Raw genomic sequence first — 14,138 nt, 5'->3', positions numbered from 1 at the left:
ATGAAAGTATGGTCCGTATCTAATCAGAAAGGCGGCGTCGGCAAAACCACGACGGTGGTGACCTTGGGCGGTCTATTATCGTCCTGGGGCTTTAACACCCTGTTGGTGGATCTCGATCCTCATGGTTCTTTGACCAGTTATTTCAAAATGAATCCCGATGAAATGCAAGCCAGCGTCTATAACTTGTTTCATGACGCCAGCCTGAAGAAAAAAAACAGCGGGCCGGAACCTTATATCGTCAAAACCGAGTTCGACGGCATTTCGGTGTTGCCGGCCTCGACCGCTATCGCGACGCTCGATCGCCAGGTGGCTTCAATGGGCGGCATGGGGCTGGTGATTTCCTCGGCCTTGAAAAAGGTCGCTAATCGCTATGATTATGTGATTATCGACAGCCCGCCGATGCTGGGCGTGCTGATGATCAATGCATTGGCGGCCTGCGATCATCTGGTCATTCCGGTGTTGTCGGAATATCTGGCCCTGAAGGGATTAGATCGTATGTTGCATACTATTGGCATGGTGTTTAATTCGCGTAAAATACCCCCACATTACACCATCGTGCCGACGATGTTTGATAAAAGGACACGGGCCGCGCGGGAAAGTTTGAGTTCACTGCGCATGAAATACCCGGATCATGTTTGGAAATCATTTATTCCGGTCGATACCAAGGTCCGCGAAGCCAGCCAGGCGGCGACGCCGCTGTCCTTGTTCGTCAAGGAATCGAAAGCGGTCGAGGCCTATGCCGATTTATTGGAATTATTATTGCTGGACAATCAGCAGCATGACAAAAAAATGGCAATGTCTTAATGGCCCATGATAAATCCCCTCATCAGCTTGTTCATCAGGAACTGGCGCTCGACAGCTATCTAAAGACACTGCTCGATGAGATCCCGAGCGACGACGCGGCGTCAGCGCTGGATAACGCGGAAGCGCAGTTAGAGCCCGCGCGGCAACAGGCAACGGAGCCGCTAGCACCGCCGCCGCTTGAGCAAGCGCCGAAAATGCCAGACATCGACGTCGAGTCGTCGGCGATCGTCAATGCTCCGGCGGTCATAAAGCGGCAGCCCTTATCGCTGATGCCGGAATGGTCCCGACATGAATTTCAGGCCTTGTTTTTTAAAGTGGATCAGCTAATCTTGGCCGCGCCCTTGACCGAGCTGCTCAGAACGATCACCATCACCCGGCAACCGACTAAAATACCGGGCCAGCCTTCCTGGTTTATAGGCTTGCTGGATGATCAGGATAAGCGCGTCGGGGTGCTGGATACCGGACAGCTGGTCTATGGCAAGAGCCGGGGGGGGCAGCGTGACCTGAAACAAGACCCTTTCAAGAGTATTTTGATTACCCAAGACGGACGCTGGGGCCTGGCTTGTGACGAAGTCTTGTCGATCAGCAAGTTGGAGCCGGAAAAAGTCAGATGGCGTACGTTGCGGAAAAAAAGACCGTGGCTGATCGGGACCGTGATCGAAGAATTAACCGCGGTGATCGATGTACAGCAATTGGTGCCGCATCGGAAGCCGCGCTGATAACGGATGGCGGCTGGATTGCGATTTCATGATTTGAAAGAGTGTCAGTCGTTCGGTTATGCGCCGAGCCACTCGCGAAGAACAATAATTGGATAACAGCAAACATGAGTGAAGAAGATAAGCAAAACGATCCGGTCATGCAGTGGGTGACCTTTTGTCTGGGCGATGAAAAATACGGCATCAACGTGATGCAGGTTCAGGAAGTGCTGAGAATCAGCGAAATTGCGCCGGTGCCTGGTGCGCCTTCCTATGTCTTAGGTATTATCAACTTACGCGGTAATGTCGTCACCGTGATCGATACCCGTAATCGCTTTGGCTTGCCTTGTCAGGAAGCCGATGATGCCTCTAGGGTCGTCATTATCGAAACCGAAGATCATATTATCGGCATCCTGGTCGACAGCGTTGCCGAGGTGGTCGAACTCAGGGCCTCGGATATTGAAACGGCGCCGAATGTCGGCAATGAAGAAAGCTCGAAATATATCCAGGGCGTGACCAGTCGCGATGACGAACTGCTGATCTTGGTTGATTTAAACAAATTTCTCAGCGACGACGAAAAAGCGGAGCTAGATATGTTTTAACCTCAGTTCGGGATAAAAGAAACGTAACAACGTAACTATTCAGTATAAAAATGCTCGCCCCACTTATCGAACGCGGCAGGGCCGATTTTTGCTCCTCGGCAATTGCTCCTGCATTGCTCTAATACACGCCCTCCATGGCGTTATCGGCAATTGCTCCTGCATTGCTCTACTACATGCCATCCATGGCATTATGGCAAAATCGGCATTTCCACCATCCATGGCGGTCAGCATGTAGGGTGGATAAGCCTGAAGGGCGCATCCACCAAAGATGCCGATCCGGGGGGATGCGCTCCGCTTATCCACCCTACGAATGGGGGTGAGTAGTTACAGTAAAAGAAATATTTTCTCAGTATCAAGCTGAATAGTTACAAAGAAACATATCTTGCAAAGGGTTAAGCCGGTATCAGGTTAAATACCGTTAAAACGCTCTGGGCATTGCTGCAAGCCGGTTATGCGTCGTTGTCGTGACAGACAGTATGGTAAAGTGAGGGCATTATGGCTGAAATAACTCCGATAACTCCTACCCATCCGCCGATCAGGCCGCATCGTATCGAACGTGATGACAAACGACGCCAGGATGAACAGCAACAACCACGGCGAGATGATGACAGCGGCGAACAAGGCGGCGATGAGCCGCTACAGCACATCGATGAAAGGGTTTAATGAACGAAATTCTGCTGGCTAGTTTGGTAGCCTTATTGATGGCTGTGCTTGCCGCTGTGCTTTGGTTGTTATATGAGCACAGAAAACTGAGACGGCGTTTGCTCGAACTGGAGCACAAGGTCAGTCGTAACAGCGAGGACATTGCCGGCATTTGTTCGGCGGCGGTCGCGGTCGATAGCCGCGTGCAGGGGGCCGATGAGCAATTGAAGGCGATGGCGGCGAAGATCGCGGCTTATGATGATGGAAACGCGACTCGGGATCAGCAAGCTGAATTGCCGCCCTATCAAGTCGCCATCGACAAAATACATCAGGGCGCCAGCGCCGAAGAGCTGGTCAGGGAATGCGGTTTAAGCCGAGACGAGGCCGATCTACTGATCAGGCTGCACGCCCGCTAAACTGTGAGGTAACTATTCAGTATCTTTCGGGTTTTAGGCAGTAGGTCATTGATTTCTCGGGACGCGTTCACCCAGCACCTAAATTAACGAAGATTATTAATCATAGCCAATAACCTAGGGTATTTAGGTGCTGGGTGAATACATCCATGGCAGCTAACAGCATCCTGCTTCACGCGGCACTTGCACTTCCCTGTGCGGCGTAAGCTCTGACTGCAACGTCCTGTTGCAGACAGCCCGATAAATCAATAACCTACTCCCTCTTAGTAAAACTACGCTGAATAATTACACTGTGAGAACAACGTTTCGGTACGCTGGCGGGCGGGTCAGATACTGTCCTGATAAGGGTCCGGCTTTTGCTTCGGTGGCGGAAATGATTTTTCCAGCTCCTTGCCCAAGTTGTCCAGCTGCTTTTGCAGTTCCTGCCCGAACGATTCCATTTCCTTTTCGATCTGCGGCATTTGCTGTTCCAATTGTTTGTTCAAGTTTTCGCCGATATTCTTCAGGCTGTCGAACAGGCCGTTGAACAGGTTGCCGGATAAGCTGTAGCGGGTGCGCCGATAATCGATTCGCCAATCATCGCCTTCTTTGATCAGGAAGGTGGAAAAAGACGACTGGGTGTTGTCGGGAAAGCTGGCCACGGTTTCGACGCGGGCCTGAGTGTCGTTAATGACGATTTGCCCGACCGCAAAATCGGCCTCTTGCAAGTTCCTTTCAGGCGCTTGCAGCAAATCCTCGCTATCCTTGCTGACATAGAGTCTGGCGCTGTCGAGGTCGTTGTCGGCCATCGCCTGCCAGAACTTCAGCGTGACTTGATCCGGAGTCTTAGCGACCTGGCAGCCGGTCAGCAGGGCGATAAAAAAAAGTCCGGCCAAGACCGGACTTTGTGCGCTTTTCGGGATGAACTTATTCATCGCCGCCAAAAGCCGCCAGCAATTGCAGCAGACTCAGGAACAGGTTGTAGATCGATACATACAGCGAAACGGTCGCCATTATGTAATTGGTTTCTCCACCGTGGATGATCGCACTGGTTTGGAACAGGATCATTCCCGACATCAACAGCACAAACATCGCCGAGACCGCCAGTGATAAAGCCGGAATGGAAAACAACATCGCGGCCAGGCCGGCGATAAAGGCGACCAGTATGCCGACCATCAGGAAACCGGCAATAAAGCTGAAGTCCTTGCGGGTGGTCAGAGCATAGCCAGACAAGCCCAGAAAAATGACCCCGGTGCCGCCCAATGCCGTCATGACCAACTCATGGCCGTTGCTGAACGCATTCAGATACATGTTCAGTATCGGGCCCAGCGTCAATCCCATGAAGCCAGTCAACGCGAATACGAACAACAGACCCAGAGAGCTGTTGCTGAATTTATTCGTTAAAAACAGCAGGCCGAAGTAACCGACCAAGGTTATGATCATGCCGGGATGCGGCATATTCAAGTACATGGCCATGCCTGCCATGGCCGCACTGAACAGCAGGGTCATGGACAACAGCATATAAGTGTTTCTCAGCATTTTATTGGTTGCTAAAATGCTTTCTTGTGAGTGTGAGCTTGCGGTAGTCAGTCTCATAGTTCTTTGGTTCCTCAATTAAACACAGTAACGATTATGACCAGACAATCTTACAAGAGTTTCTGTTCTTTTGTCAGTAATTTAAAAGCTGACTGCGGATATTTTAACAAAATGCAGATTTATTCAATGTTTCCTTAGAATAATTATTCACGCGTCCCGAGAAATCAATGACCGACTGCCTAAACCCTGAAAGATACTGAATAGTGACTCCTTAAGCGGAGAGGCGATACAGGGGAATCAGTTGAGCTGTATCGCCTATAGCAAGACGTTTGCGCCTCCAAGACAAGGGCTGTTCCGGCAACGATGGGCAAAAAATCCGAAACGGATCGCTGGCGGCTGTAAAATAAGCAATTAAGGAAAAACAAATATCTAATAATGGCAACACAAACAAAGACACCTTATGAATTGATCGGAGGCGAACAGGCCGTGTTGAGCCTGGTCGACCGCTTTTATTTTTACATGGATACCTTGGGCGAGGCCCAGGAGGTCCGGGCCCTGCATGGCAAGAGTCTGCAGCCGGCGAAGGATAAATTATTCAAGTTTTTGTCCGGATGGTTGGGCGGGCCAAATTTGTTCATTGAGGAATACGGCCATCCGATGTTGCGGAAGCGTCACTTTCCCTTTGCCATCGGTCAGGCGGAACGCGATCAATGGATGCTGTGCATGAACAAGGCGTTGGACGAAGTAAACATGGACGCAGCACTGCGCGAAAGCATCCGTTCGTCCTTGGCGCAGCTCGCCAGTCATATGATCAATCAATGACGCTGAGAAAACGTGTGCTGAACGGCGAAAAATACATTATTGGGCGACGACTGTGCGCTTCCTACGTCAGCACATCTTATGGACCCTATCTGTCATGCTGAAACATCTATTTACCAAAAAACGAGGCCGGCCTTTGGCCTTTGATTATCAGATCCGCCGCAGTCGACGAGCGAAAAAAACGCGTATCGTCGTCACCGGCGATAAGATCGAGGTCGTCGCGCCGCCCAAGGTAACGGAACAGCAAATTCATGGCTTTGTCTGTGCGCAGCAAGACTGGGTGCGCGAGGCCGTTAAAAAAATGCAGTGTCGCGGGGAAACGATCAAATCGATGGCGCCGGCTCACTATGGGCATGGTGTTAAAGTGCCGTTTAAGGGGCAACATTTTCTGTTGTCGGTCAAACCAGCGTCGGTACGCCGGACCCGCATCGATTTTGAACGAGAGCTGGGCTTTAGCGTCCAGCTTCCCAGTCAGTTGGACGGCGAAACCAGCGAGTTGATTCGCGCGGCGTTGATCAAATGGATGAAGGAGCAGGCCAGAAAGGAGGTGACCCTTTACGTGGAAAAACACGGCCAAAGGCACCGGCTTTATCCCCGTTCTATACGCATTAAAACGCAGAAAAGCCGTTGGGGCAGCTGCGGAATTCATGACGATATCAACATGAATTGGCTGCTGATCATCGCGCCGCCGGCGGTGATGGAATACGTCGTGGTGCATGAGCTTTGTCATATCCGCCATCGCAATCATTCGCAGGATTTCTGGCAACTGGTCGAGGATCATCTACCGGATTATCGGCGGCACAGGAATTGGCTGAAACAGCATGGCCACAGTTTGATGTTGGGGTTATGAAACTGAAGAAAACCTTGTTTTATCTGTTCGTGATCGGAGTCATCTTCGGCGGCCAGTTTTTCGTCAATCGTGGGCTGGTAAGCGGCAGGATGCCGCCGATCGCAGAGAAGACCCTGGCCGGCCGAACGGCCATGCCGCAAACGGACGCAGGCCCTAGAATGATTTATTTCTGGGCGGAATGGTGCGGCATCTGCAAGATGATGCAGGCTTCGGTGGATTCGCTATTGCGGGACGCTCCAGCAGTGACGGTGGCGGTCAGGTCCGGCAATGACGCCAAGGTCACAGCCTATTTACGGGAACGCAGGCTGACATGGCCGGTGGTCAACGATAACCAAGGGGCGATCGCCGATCGCTACGGCGTCAAGGGCGTGCCGGCGCTGTTTTTTGTCGACGGTGATGGCGACATCATGCTGACCTCGGTCGGTTACAGCAGCGAATGGGGCATGCGTTTGCGCTTATGGCTGACGGGGTTGATTTCCCGATAATACGCCCGCCTTCAACATGAGCCGGTAGTCGGGATGGTGCCAGCAATTTCCATCAGTTTGGCGTTCAAAAAGGACATGGGGTGTGTTTGGCGAGGATGTCGACAGCAAGGATGCTGCCGTCAAGCCCCCAGGGATGGGTTTACGGCGCTCCTCGACAGACACACCCCATGCCCTAAACCCCGCATAAATACTCAAACTGGGAATTGCTGGGATGGTGCGCAGCGTAATCCAGGAAAATAAGCTATGGGACTGTAGGCCTGATCTCAACATAATTCACCGCGTACTGACCGTTGATCAGGCTGTCTAATAGCCCGTTTAAATCGTATGTCGCCGGAACGCTGCTATGCGGATCAATGATGCGGTAGGTTCGGGAGTCGAAATCCAAGTCGACAATGGCCGAGGCGTGATAACGGATATAATCGATCAGCACCATGCTGATGCCGTCCCTGTCGCCAGCGATAATGTTTTTCAGGATCATCTCGGCATTCGCCGGGCTGCTAGGCTGAATTTCTTTCACCAGGCCCGCCGGCAGGCGGCGGTATTTATCGATATCGTCGATGTTTTCGACAGCCGCCTTGCCGCGCTTCCAGATCAGCATCTGTTCAGCGCCTGAAAACATGAACAAGGCATTCATCGGCACATCGTCCCAAAGACCTTCCGCCTTGATCGTTTTTTTCCAGATCTTATCGGCGGCGATTTCCAGGCTCGCGACATCGGGATCGCCCCAAACCGGCGCGGAATAACGATGACTATCCGAGCCGAGCAGGCGGTATGAGCGTTGTTCTTGTTCGCTCACCTCGGCGGCTCGTTCGGGGAGATTGGGAAAAACGATACGCCAGCGTCGTTGCTGTGGATTGCCGCGGAACGCCGATTCTATCAGTGCTTGGCCCTTAGAATCCTGGGCAATGGCCAACAGGCTGGCGAGAAAGAAACAGTCCCCGCCGGCGTTTTGCTTGAATGCGCCCAGTTTGCCATCTGCGACCGGGGCGCCGGCGCTCAAGAAAGGGTTTTCGGCGCCATGGGCGGGGCTTAATAAACCGAATCCCAGCAATAAATTTGTGATAAGGAGCGGCAATAACGTCGCCATGACCTTTAGGCCTTTTGTTTCGGGGTGTCGCTTTGCCGTCCCCATTCCGCCCAGGAGCCGTCATAAACCGGGACTTCGGCGACGCCAATTTGATATAAAGCCAATGCCAGCACCGCCGCGGAAACGCCCGAGCCGCAACTGGTGACGACCGGTTTGGCTAGCTCGACGCCGGCATCGGCAAACAACGCCTGCAATTGCCGGTTCGGCAGTAAGGTTTGCTGATCGTCATCCGTTAGCTTGGCATAGGGGATATTGAGACTGCCGGGTAGATGACCGGGCTGAAGCTTAGGGTCGGACAATGACCGGCGTCCCAGAAAACTGTCCGGCGAGCGGGCATCGATGATTTGCCGTCCGGCCGTTTGCTGGATGCGCTTCATCCGGGGCAGATCGCAGACCAGCTCGGGGCGATAATGCGCGCTAAAGTGTTTGTTTTTCGGCGCCGGCATGGCGCTGTCCAGCGGAAAAGATAATTGCTTCCAGCGGACCAAGCCGCCGTCGACGACCTTGACCCGCGCGTGTCCGAATAGACGGAACATCCACCAGGCCCGGGCGGCGGCGAAAAAACGATTGTTGTCGTAAATGATGACGTCGCTGTCATTGCCGATTCCCAGCTGTCCAACGGCCTCGGCGAACCGTTCGGCGCTCGGCAGGCTATGCGGCAAGGGATTGTCCAGGTCGGCGATCTTATCGATATCGAAAAACGATGCGCCGGGAATATGGGCCAGTCGATATTCGGCTAGCGCATCGCGCCGCTGTCTGGGCAGAAAGAAGGTCGCGTCCAGGATGACTCGCGATTCGGCATGCAGGTTTGTCCGCAGCCATTCGCAGCTGACCAAGGCCGATTCAGACATCGTTAAAACGGTTTCACTGTCGCCAAAATGACGATGCCGATCAGGAACAGCACCGGTATCTCATTGACCCAACGGAAATAAACATGGGAACGTCGGTTACGGTCATGTTTGAAATCCGACAGCCATTTTCCACAAAAAATATGGTAAATCACCAACAACAGCAACAAGGTCAGCTTTGCGTGCAGCCATCCGGAACTGCCGTATAACGCCCAGGCATAATCGACCAACATCCAGATGCCGAATAGCAGGGTCAGGATCATACCCGGGGTCATAATGCCGTAATAAAGCTTGCGCTCCATGACCTTGAAGCGCTCATGGCTTATCTGGTCCTCGCTCATGGCGTGATAGACGAACAATCGCGGCAGATAGAACAGACCGGCGAACCAGGTCACCATGAAAATCAAATGCATTGCTTTTAACCAGAGCATGTTTTTTCCTAATCTGTTGACGGAACGCGGTCATCTGAAAATGTCCGCAAAGGAGCATTCTATCACGGCTGAGCTCAGCAGGGTTCGACGCCGTCGTTCGAGTCCCGGCAAAAGTCGGCGGTGATGGAGGAGGTTAATTCGGTAATTTTTTTCTGCATCTGTGCACCGATGAATAATTGGGGCTGGGAGGGCGTCAGCTGTTCGGCCATTTCCCGTTTTGCTATGTTCTCGGCCGCCAGCTGAAAGGCCTTGACGAACGAAAACTGATATCTCAGTTGATCCTTGACTAGCGCTTCGCCGAAATAGGTGAAATCGTTTTCATGACTGCAGCCGAATGAGGTTCGTTCGGAGGCAGCGGCGGTGGCGATCAGCGTATGATCCGTCTGTAACGGCGCGATGAAGCCGCCGGAATAACAGGCGGAGATGACGATGATCCGCCAGCGTATCCCCGCGTCGTCCAGCATCGTTTTCAGCATCTCAGGATTAATATCGTTCAGCGGCAAGGGCCAAAAGTCGACCGCCAATTGATGGTCTTCGGAGCCGTGACTGCTTAGATAGAGGATCAGGACGTCTTCATCGCGGTTCATGAGCCTGCCGATATGGTTTAAGCTGGCCGCCAGATTGGTGGCGCTGGCCAGCGGAACGCTTTGATAGGTTTTCAGGTGATTGATCAGGCGTATAGAATGACCCCGGGCGCCAAAACGCCGGTCCAACAGGTCCTGGGTGTATTCCACCTCTTTCTTGAAGACGTCTTGATAGGCATAGCCGGCGAAGTTGACAGAAAATACATCGATGCGACCTTTCCGGCCCGGCTGCAAGGCGCCTAGGTGGTTAGACAAAATTCTCGCTTGATTAAACAGGATTTGTTCGGCGTTTAAGGCGCGATATTCGGCGTAGGGGTCTTCTTCATTGTCTCTTTCTTCCTGATACCAAAAATCGTAACGGTCGAAATAATAGGCGGGAGCGATCCACAGCAGCGCAAAAAGCACGATTCCCAGCCAGGCGTAACGTTTCAGCGGCCGGGCTACCAATTGGACTGGGCGGCTTAATAGCGCGGCCAGCAACGCATAATACAACAGCGTTACCGCATAGACGCTAAAGTTGACTTCGCTATAGCGTTGCAGCAGCCATAGCGTCGTAGATGTCAGATAGAGCAGAGGCATCGAGCTGTATAGCAGCACCAGCAAGCTCAACAGTGCGTCGCGCCGATCGATGATCTTGCCGATCAGATAGCAAGCGAACAGCAGGCAGGTCAGGCTGAATCCGAAGCCGGCGAAACCGAAGACGCTGAAATATGGGGCCGGCAAGTTCGTCAGGTAATCACCGAGGATATTCACGAGCAGCGCCAGAATCAGCAATAAAACGGCCTGATCGATGTTGATATGGAAATCCTGCAATCGGCAGCTTCTCCAGAGCATTAATTTCAGCCCGGAATGCAGATTCGATTTAAGTTCCGCCAGTGCCTTGTTCATCGATTCGGTGATCCTCGCAGCATGGTGATGACAGATTTTGAATAAAGTATGTGGCAACTATTCAGTCTGAAGTTTCCCAATTTTTTGAGGGCAAGGAATATCAGATAATGCTAATATTCAGCTTAAACATTAGCTGGCTCTAATATTGATTGTTAGGCTATGCCGAATCTCATTAAAAACAATAGCTTATGGGTGAATGAGGTCGCCTTTTGTAGTATAATATTGGTTTCTAAATCATTGATTACACAAACAAAAGGGCCTCATTCATGTTCATTTTACGCGATCTTCTCCGCCCTCTCCAAGCCCATTTTTCCGAGACTGATCTGGGACGGGAGCGAGCTTCTTTGTTTGTCTACACGCTGCTCGCCGTGATTGTTCCGTTTACCTCATCGATGTCGTCTAATTTATGGCGGGCCTTGGAGACTTTGTTCGGGATCGAGATTAAGCAAAAGCGGTTCTATACCTTCATGGCTTCGTCGACACTGCCCTGGGAAAGGCTTTGGACGACGCTGTGGGGATTGATTCCGTCCCCCACGACCGATGGCCGCTTATTGATTGGCTTGGACGATTTTATCAACCTCAAAGTGGGTCAACACATTTTCGGCTGCGCGTCGATTTTCGATCATGCCGCCAAAGCGAATCAAAGCCGTTACCCCTGGGCGCAAAATGTGGTGTCGATCGGCTTACTGAAGCAGGTCAAAGGTCGTTGGGCCTGTTTGTTTTGGGCTTTCGTTTTACTTACCCCGTCACATGATCGCCGAACAAAAGGAAACCGCCAAAATCAAAGGCCAAGTCGCGCCGTTTCAAAGCAAACTCACGCAAGCGGCGGAATTGCTAATCGCCGTCGCCGGTCACTTTGCTTCGACACCAATGCTGGCGGTCACCGACAGCTGGTTTGGGAATCAGGGGTTATGGAAGCCGGTGCGCCAAACGGTAGGCGAACGTTTTCACCTGTTATCCCGATTGCGCAGCAACCAGGTGCTCTATGCGCTCCCCGACGCCCGGTCCGCCGATGCCAAGACACGCGGACGCCCCCGTAAATACGGCCAGCGTCTGGGGACCGTGACCGACCGAGCGCACGCGCTCCGGCAGCAAACTGCTGCCTATCAGGTTAACCTGTATGGCAAAGTACGCGAAGTACTGGCGGTTGAGAAAACCGTCATGCTGAAGACCTTAAAATGCCCCATCAAGGTCGTGTGGGTGTTTCGTAAAACCCAGTGGGTCGCCTTGTTTACGACCGATCTCGACTTGTCGGTCACCCAGGTCATCGAATATTATGGCGCTCGCTGGAAGATCGAGTCCGGCTTTAAAGAACTCAAGCAAGACATTGGCAGTCAAAAATGCCAGAGCCGGAATGCCCAGGCCGTGATAAACCACCTGCATTTCTGTATGATGGCCACCACGGTCACCTGGATGTACGCCGATCGCATCAAAGCGGATCCGCAACGTCGGCACAAGGTCAAGGGGCGGACGAGTTTCGCCTTTTCCGATGTCCGGCGCCTCATCGCCGAAGCCTCACTGAGTGAAGATTTTGATAGGCTTTGCCATAAACCCACCAATCCCATGAAAAATTCGCTGGTCGCGGTGTTGTTACGCATGGTGGCTTGAGGCGTTTTTAGGAAACTTCAGCTATTCAGTATCTTTCAGGGTTTAGGGAGTAGACCATTGATTTCTCGGGACGCGTGAATACTTCCATGTAAGCTCTGACTGCAACGTCCTGTTGCAGACAGCCCGATAAATCAATAGCCTACTCCCTCTGATAAAAATACGCTGAATAATTACGTATGTGGTAACTATTCAGTATGAAAATGCTTTTACTATCAGTTACTTGCTCCAGAAGACGCCGTTTACGCAAGCAATTGATAGTAAAAGAAATATTTTCTCGGTATCAAGCTGAATGGTTACAGTATGTGTTTGTTAATTCATGGCAGGCTGTTTTCCTAGCACACTCCTTCCCGAGCGACCTGATACTGTCTTAACCCTTTGTAATATACGATTCTTTTATCCCGAACTGAGGTTAAGTCAAAGTCACCTGTGATTGGTTCCTAGTATAGGAGTTCGCAGGGAATACGGCCAGTCAAGTGCAGCAATTCCCAATTTAAAACCCTGGTAAAATAGTGGCAATTTTAAACCTGTAAATCACCCCCCATAATCCCATAGGTCAATTCAAATGGACTTGGAAATAATTAACCAGATTCGCACTACCTTCGAAAACCTGCCTGACCACCGCAAACCCGGCAACAATCGGAAATATGCGGTGGAAGATGCCGCCCTGAGCGCCTTCTCGGTCTTCTTTACGCAAAGCCCGTCTTTTCTGGACTATCAGCAGCGAATGCAAAAGCTTCACAATCGAAATAATGCGTAATCAATTTTTGGTGTCCATCAAATTCCTTCGACCAGCCAAATCGGCAACCTGCTGGATCCGATTGCACCGGAAACACTCTATCCGGTGTTGGCCGAGGTGGGTGACCAGCTTTACACGCAGGGTTGTCTGAAGCCGTTCATGAGTGTTGGCGGCACCTTGTTGGTGGCGATGGACGGCACCGATTCCTTCAGCTCGGAAAAGATTTCCTGTCCGTGCTGTACTCAACAAACGCTGAAAAACGGCCAAACCTTATACCGTCACACCGTCGTGACACCGGTGATTGTCGCCCCCGGGCAAAGCCGCGTGGTGCCTTTGCCGCCGGAATTTGTTCGCGTCCAAGACGGCGTCGACAAACAAGACTGCGAATTGGCGGCGGCCAAGCGCTGGCTCACCACGTGGGTGCTCATTACGCTCCTCGAGGCATCACCGTGCTGGGCGATGATTTGTATTGTCACCAGCCGTTTTGTGAGGCCGTGCGTGCGCAGCACCTGGATTTTCTGTTCGTCTGCAAGCCTGATTCCCATGCGTTATTGTACGAATGGCTCGACGATTTTACCCGGACCGGCGAGGTCCAAACGCTCGAAAAAAGCCGTTGGAACGGCAAACAACGCCTGACCGAACGCTACCGTTACCTCAATCAAGTCCCGCTCCGCAACAGCGACGATGCGTTAATGGTCAATTGGTGCGAAGTGACGATCCTCAATGCCAAACAAGAAGTGGTCTACCGTAATGCCTGGGCGACATCACACACCCTCGACGAACACAATGTGATCGACATGGTCGCTGCAGGCCGCGCGCGCTGGAAAATAGAGAACGAAAACAACAATGTTCTCAAGAATCACGGCTATCATTTCGAGCATAACTTTGCCCACGGCAAGCAGCATTTGTCCAACTTCTTGGCGACCCTTAACTTATTGGCTTTCCTCGCTCATACCGCGCTTGAATGGTTGGACGAGGCTTACCGGGCCGTCCGCCATGCGGCGCCCTCCAGGCGCACTTTCTTCGAACAATTCCGAACCTTGCTTCAGTTCATGCCTTTTGATAATTGGCAGCATCTGATGCGGTTCATGCTATATGGTGAAAATCTAATACCCAGGAAAACGTAAGGTT

At 52.0% G+C, this 14,138-nt stretch carries 14 protein-coding genes and 2 pseudogenes; 10 read left to right on the top strand and 6 right to left on the bottom strand.

Annotation, left to right across the window (positions count from 1 at the left end):
- The 5 genes from Q9L42_RS19710 to Q9L42_RS19690 all read left to right on the top strand — a co-directional run bounded on the left by Q9L42_RS19710 (position 1) and on the right by Q9L42_RS19690 (position 3,159).
- Positions 1 to 804: a ParA family protein gene (locus tag Q9L42_RS19710; protein ID WP_349431680.1), complete on the top strand. Its 804-nt coding sequence runs from the start codon at positions 1 to 3 to the stop codon at positions 802 to 804.
- Positions 804 to 1,523: a chemotaxis protein CheW gene (locus Q9L42_RS19705; RefSeq protein ID WP_349431678.1), complete on the top strand. Its 720-nt coding sequence runs from the start codon at positions 804 to 806 to the stop codon at positions 1,521 to 1,523. Before Q9L42_RS19710 ends, Q9L42_RS19705 begins: the two co-directional genes overlap by 1 nt.
- Before the next feature lie 104 nt (positions 1,524 to 1,627).
- Positions 1,628 to 2,101, top strand: coding sequence for a chemotaxis protein CheW (locus tag Q9L42_RS19700; RefSeq protein WP_305906685.1), 474 nt, complete (start codon positions 1,628 to 1,630; stop codon positions 2,099 to 2,101).
- Positions 2,102 to 2,596: 495 nt separating this feature from the next.
- The gene (locus Q9L42_RS19695; RefSeq protein ID WP_305906686.1) at positions 2,597 to 2,764 is read left to right on the top strand and encodes a hypothetical protein; all 168 of its coding nucleotides are present in this window, start codon (positions 2,597 to 2,599) and stop codon (positions 2,762 to 2,764) included.
- Positions 2,764 to 3,159, top strand: a complete 396-nt coding sequence (locus tag Q9L42_RS19690) for a DUF2802 domain-containing protein (RefSeq protein WP_305906687.1) — start codon at positions 2,764 to 2,766, stop codon at positions 3,157 to 3,159. Before Q9L42_RS19695 ends, Q9L42_RS19690 begins: the two co-directional genes overlap by 1 nt.
- A 323-nt stretch (positions 3,160 to 3,482) precedes the next feature.
- On the opposite strand, the gene Q9L42_RS19685 is transcribed toward Q9L42_RS19690, so the two are convergent.
- Together Q9L42_RS19685 and Q9L42_RS19680 are read right to left on the bottom strand one after the other, a co-directional pair.
- Positions 3,483 to 4,070 carry a hypothetical protein gene (locus Q9L42_RS19685; protein WP_349431676.1) on the bottom strand — a complete coding sequence of 196 codons (588 nt, stop codon included), beginning with the start codon at positions 4,068 to 4,070 and terminating at the stop codon, positions 3,483 to 3,485.
- Positions 4,063 to 4,731 carry a Bax inhibitor-1/YccA family protein gene (locus Q9L42_RS19680; RefSeq protein WP_305906689.1) on the bottom strand — a complete coding sequence of 223 codons (669 nt, stop codon included), beginning with the start codon at positions 4,729 to 4,731 and terminating at the stop codon, positions 4,063 to 4,065. The genes Q9L42_RS19685 and Q9L42_RS19680 overlap by 8 nt, the downstream gene beginning before the upstream one ends.
- A 375-nt stretch (positions 4,732 to 5,106) precedes the next feature.
- On the opposite strand from Q9L42_RS19680, the gene Q9L42_RS19675 reads away from it, so the two are divergent.
- From Q9L42_RS19675 to Q9L42_RS19665, 3 genes are all read left to right on the top strand, one after another.
- On the top strand, positions 5,107 to 5,493 hold the full coding sequence (locus Q9L42_RS19675; protein ID WP_305906690.1) for a group II truncated hemoglobin: 387 nt from the start codon (positions 5,107 to 5,109) through the stop codon (positions 5,491 to 5,493).
- A gap of 94 nt (positions 5,494 to 5,587) precedes the next feature.
- Positions 5,588 to 6,340: a M48 family metallopeptidase gene (locus tag Q9L42_RS19670; RefSeq protein WP_349431673.1), complete on the top strand. Its 753-nt coding sequence runs from the start codon at positions 5,588 to 5,590 to the stop codon at positions 6,338 to 6,340.
- Complete coding sequence (locus Q9L42_RS19665; RefSeq protein ID WP_305906693.1) at positions 6,337 to 6,825, top strand: protein disulfide oxidoreductase; 489 nt, start codon at positions 6,337 to 6,339, stop codon at positions 6,823 to 6,825. Before Q9L42_RS19670 ends, Q9L42_RS19665 begins: the two co-directional genes overlap by 4 nt.
- A 241-nt stretch (positions 6,826 to 7,066) precedes the next feature.
- Here the strand turns inward: Q9L42_RS19665 and Q9L42_RS19660 are convergent, their stop codons facing one another.
- From Q9L42_RS19660 to Q9L42_RS19645, 4 genes are all read right to left on the bottom strand, one after another.
- Complete coding sequence (locus Q9L42_RS19660) at positions 7,067 to 7,912, bottom strand: hypothetical protein (RefSeq protein WP_349431671.1); 846 nt, start codon at positions 7,910 to 7,912, stop codon at positions 7,067 to 7,069.
- Positions 7,913 to 7,917: 5 nt separating this feature from the next.
- A complete protein-coding gene (gene sseA, locus Q9L42_RS19655) occupies positions 7,918 to 8,763 on the bottom strand; it encodes a 3-mercaptopyruvate sulfurtransferase (RefSeq protein ID WP_305906695.1) in 846 nt (281 codons plus the stop codon).
- 2 nt (positions 8,764 to 8,765) lie between these two features.
- Complete coding sequence (gene hemJ, locus Q9L42_RS19650; RefSeq protein ID WP_305906696.1) at positions 8,766 to 9,191, bottom strand: protoporphyrinogen oxidase HemJ; 426 nt, start codon at positions 9,189 to 9,191, stop codon at positions 8,766 to 8,768.
- Positions 9,192 to 9,265: 74 nt separating this feature from the next.
- A complete protein-coding gene (locus Q9L42_RS19645; RefSeq protein WP_349431669.1) occupies positions 9,266 to 10,663 on the bottom strand; it encodes a C13 family peptidase in 1,398 nt (465 codons plus the stop codon).
- A 747-nt stretch (positions 10,664 to 11,410) separates the two neighbouring features.
- Between Q9L42_RS19645 and Q9L42_RS19640 the strand changes: the two are divergent.
- Both Q9L42_RS19640 and Q9L42_RS19635 read left to right on the top strand, forming a co-directional pair.
- A pseudogene (locus Q9L42_RS19640) lies at positions 11,411 to 12,271 on the top strand (IS701 family transposase); the annotation flags it as partial.
- 574 nt (positions 12,272 to 12,845) lie between these two features.
- A pseudogene (locus Q9L42_RS19635) lies at positions 12,846 to 14,134 on the top strand (transposase).
- Positions 14,135 to 14,138: the final 4 nt, after the last annotated feature.

The sequence above is a fragment of the Methylomarinum sp. Ch1-1 genome (genome assembly GCF_030717995.2).
GTDB classification, from domain to species: domain Bacteria; phylum Pseudomonadota; class Gammaproteobacteria; order Methylococcales; family Methylomonadaceae; genus Methylomarinum; species Methylomarinum roseum.
The sequence above is the reverse complement of the archived record's forward strand: the minus strand, read 5'-3'. Positions and strand labels throughout refer to the sequence as shown.